The sequence below is a fragment of the Sulfurovum sp. genome (assembly GCF_049668085.1).
Classification (GTDB): domain Bacteria; phylum Campylobacterota; class Campylobacteria; order Campylobacterales; family Sulfurovaceae; genus Sulfurovum.
In genome coordinates this window covers 1-3426 of sequence record NZ_JBATIY010000039.1, presented here as the reverse complement: position 1 = coordinate 3426, position 3426 = coordinate 1, and the positions used below count along the sequence as shown (strand labels likewise).

3 protein-coding genes and 1 pseudogene are annotated in these 3426 nt (G+C 39.0%); 2 read left to right on the top strand and 2 right to left on the bottom strand.

The features are described 5' to 3' along the window. Positions 1-73 precede the first annotated feature (73 nt). Both WBM70_RS02675 and WBM70_RS02670 read right to left on the bottom strand, forming a co-directional pair. Entirely contained in the window at positions 74-295 is a 222-nt protein-coding gene (locus WBM70_RS02675; protein WP_424556972.1) for a hypothetical protein, read from the bottom strand. A 17-nt stretch (positions 296-312) separates the two neighbouring features. Further along, positions 313-531 (bottom strand): hypothetical protein, encoded by a 219-nt coding sequence (locus WBM70_RS02670; protein ID WP_424556971.1) that lies wholly within the window; start codon positions 529-531, stop codon positions 313-315. A 93-nt stretch (positions 532-624) separates the two neighbouring features. Here WBM70_RS02670 and uvrB point away from each other — a divergent pair, with 93 nt between their 5' ends. Both uvrB and WBM70_RS02660 read left to right on the top strand, forming a co-directional pair. Continuing rightward, positions 625-2598 carry an excinuclease ABC subunit UvrB gene (gene uvrB, locus WBM70_RS02665; RefSeq protein ID WP_424556970.1) on the top strand — a complete coding sequence of 658 codons (1974 nt, stop codon included), beginning with the start codon at positions 625-627 and terminating at the stop codon, positions 2596-2598. Positions 2599-2645: 47 nt separating this feature from the next. Next, positions 2646-3426, top strand: a pseudogene (locus WBM70_RS02660) (RNA degradosome polyphosphate kinase); the annotation flags it as partial.

Genomic DNA, 3426 nt, shown 5'->3' with positions numbered 1-3426 from the left:
CATTTATACTACGTACTTTAGGATAAGAGGATACCCATAAGATGGGTATCTGGGTTAAATAAAGATTTTTTACTTAAAGTCCATCTAGAGTTTCAATGAGAAGTTCTATCTCATCTTCATAGGAAGTTGCCTGTTTGGCCAAACGCAAATACGCTTTGAGTAGCTTATCTGGTTTATTGTCTTGATGTAAATTTACACCTGCCTCTTGTAGATCTTTGTTAACAAAGTCTGCGAAATCATCTTCAAGTTTTATTTCGTAGCGATTTCCTGAAACAGTCAGTCCAACATTTTTCATGGTATACCTTTACTTGTTTATGCTAAAAGCGATTCGACCTGTGCAATGATCTTCTCTATCTCTGCATCTTTCTCTTCAAGTTCACGTCTAAGTGTTGCTATTTGTGCTTCTTGTTGACTTTGTGATCCTGAAACATTTGAAAGTTCTACTTTTAGTTGTGCGTTTTCGCTTTTAAGTGCTTCATGGTCTACTCTCCATTGTTCGATCTTCTCTTGTAATTTTTGTAATGCTGACATTTTATACTCCGTTTATTATTATATTGAACATATTTTTCTTTGTGTTATAATAGCAAAAATTTAAAAAAAACAACATAAAAGTAAAGGTTTATTTTGCCAAATTTCACGGTATCAAGTCCATACCATCCCGCAGGTGACCAACCCAAGGCTATAGAAACGCTTTCTCATTCCATAGAAGCAGGAAACCAATACCAAACTTTACTGGGTGTTACGGGTTCAGGTAAAACCTACACCATGGCAAAAGTGATAGAAAAGACCAAAAAACCAACACTTATCATGACACACAACAAAACATTGGCAGCACAGCTTTACTCAGAGTTTAAAAGTTTTTTTCCGAACAACCATGTGGAATACTTCATCTCCTACTATGATTATTATCAGCCTGAAGCCTATTTACCCAGACAAGACCTTTTTATTGAAAAAGATTCTTCTATTAATCAGGAATTAGAACGTTTGCGTTTAAGTACGACTGCCAGTCTCCTTTCACATGATGATGTCATTGTAATCGCTTCTGTTTCTGCTAACTATGGATTGGGAAGTCCGGATGATTACCGCTCTATCGTGCAGAAACTTTGTGTGGGAAGTGAATATAATCAAAAAGCCCTCTTGCTTAGACTAGTAGATATGGGATACAAACGCAATGACGAGTTTTTTGACAGAGGTGATTTTCGTGTAACAGGTGAGGTCATAGACATTTATCCTGCGTACTCTGAAGAGTTTGCCATACGCATAGAATTCTTTGGTGATGAAATAGAAGCTATTTATGAATTTAACTCACTTACGGGAGAGAAAGAAGAAGGTATTAAAGAGGCGACCATCTACTCTGCCAATCAGTTCATTGTCTCAAAAGAAAAACTTGCTCTTGCAGTTAAAAGCATAGAAGAAGAACTGGGCGAAAGACTTGCTTACTACCAAAAAGAAGACCGTATGATAGAGTATAACCGGCTTAAACAACGTACGGAATTTGACCTAGAGATGCTGGAAGGTACAGGCATGTGTAAAGGTATCGAAAACTACTCTCGTCATCTCACAGGTAAAAAAGCGGGTGAAACACCTTACACTATGATGGACTATTTTGAAGCAATGCATGATGATTATCTTGTCATTGTGGATGAGTCTCATGTTTCATTGCCTCAATTCAGAGGTATGTACGCAGGAGACAGAAGTCGTAAAGAAGTACTGGTAGACCATGGATTCAGACTCCCCTCTGCACTAGATAACCGTCCATTGATGTTTGATGAATATATCCATAAAGCCCCTCACTTTTTATTTGTCTCTGCTACCCCTGCTCCCCTTGAGCTTGAGCTTTCTTCTGCTGTAGCGGAACAGGTCGTCCGTCCTACAGGACTGCTTGACCCTCCTATAGAAGTGATAGACAGTACCTATCAAGTAGAAAACCTCTATGACCGCATAAAACCTGTCGTAGAAAGAGGCGAGCGTGTGCTCATCACTGTACTCACAAAAAAAATGTCTGAAGAACTCAGTATCTACTACAATGACCTTGGACTTAAAGCACGCCATATGCACTCTGACATGGATGCCATAGAACGTAACCAGACCATACGTTCTTTACGTTTGGGTGAATTTGACATTTTGATAGGTATTAACCTGCTTAGAGAAGGACTTGATCTTCCTGAAGTAAGCCTTGTTGCTATACTTGATGCAGATAAAGAAGGTTTTTTACGTTCACGGACTTCACTCATACAAACAGCAGGAAGAGCCGCAAGAAATGCCAATGGCCGTGTGCTTATGTATGCCAAAAAAATCACCGACTCTATGCAATTTACCATCGACACTACGCAGGCAAGACGAGAAAAACAAATCGCGTATAATAAAGAACATGGTATCACACCTCAAACAACACTCAGGGTCCTTGACACTGACCTCAAAGTCGAAGATGCAGGTGAACTCTACAATAAAGCTTCAAAACTGGACAAAATGCCAAAAGCAGAACGCCAACAACTCACGAAAGAACTCAAAGCTAAAATGCTGGCTGCTGCAAAAAGTTTAGACTTTGAAGAGGCGGCAAGACTGCGTGACCAGATAGCAAAAATCAAAAAATTGTAGGTTTTTGCTATAATACGCGTAAAATATATATTATGTAGGCAATTTTTATGGCTTTAGACCTCACTTCTTCACAACTCTATTTTAACCGTGAACTTTCATGGCTACAATTTAATTCTCGTGTTTTGGCACAAGCACTGAATGAAACACTACCCCCACTTGAACGTCTAAAATTTCTTGCTATCTATGGAACAAACCTAGATGAATTTTACATGATACGTGTTGCAGGCCTTAAAGCACTTTTTAAAGCAGGAGTTCAAGAAACCGGTCCGGACAAACTCACACCAAACGAACAACTCGAGGAGATACATGCATACCTGCACAAAGAGCATCAAGTCTTAGAATCTTGTTATACCTCTATCATCTCCGAACTTCATACACATGGGGTAAATGTAAAGAACTATGATGCTCTCAATAAAGAAGAACAAGAAAAGCTACAAGAAAAGTTCTTTAACGAGATCTATCCTGTGATCATTCCCATTGCCGTAGATGCAACACACCCTTTCCCACATCTCAATAACCTTAGTTTTGGTCTTGCACTTACTCTTGAAGATGAGTCTAAACATATCAAGCATGGCCTTGTACGTATACCAAGGATACTCCCAAGATTTATACAGTTAGGACAAACATTTATCCCTATAGAATCTGTGGTTGAATACTTTGCATCTGAAATTTTTCCTGGTTTTAGTCCATTGGCATCTACACCTTTTAGAGTGACAAGAAATGCAGATATGGAGATAGAAGAGGAAGAGGCCGATGACTTTTTGGAGATCCTCCAGGAAGGATTACGCTCCCGAAACAAAGGTTCGCTTATTCGTCTTGAACTTATCG

Excerpts from the sequence above, each read along its gene's own strand:
- WBM70_RS02675 (WP_424556972.1), bottom strand. The coding sequence starts at position 295 with ATGAAAAATGTTGGACTGACTGTTTCAGGAAATCGCTACGAAATAAAA.
- WBM70_RS02670 (WP_424556971.1), bottom strand. The coding sequence starts at position 531 with ATGTCAGCATTACAAAAATTACAAGAGAAGATCGAACAATGGAGAGTA.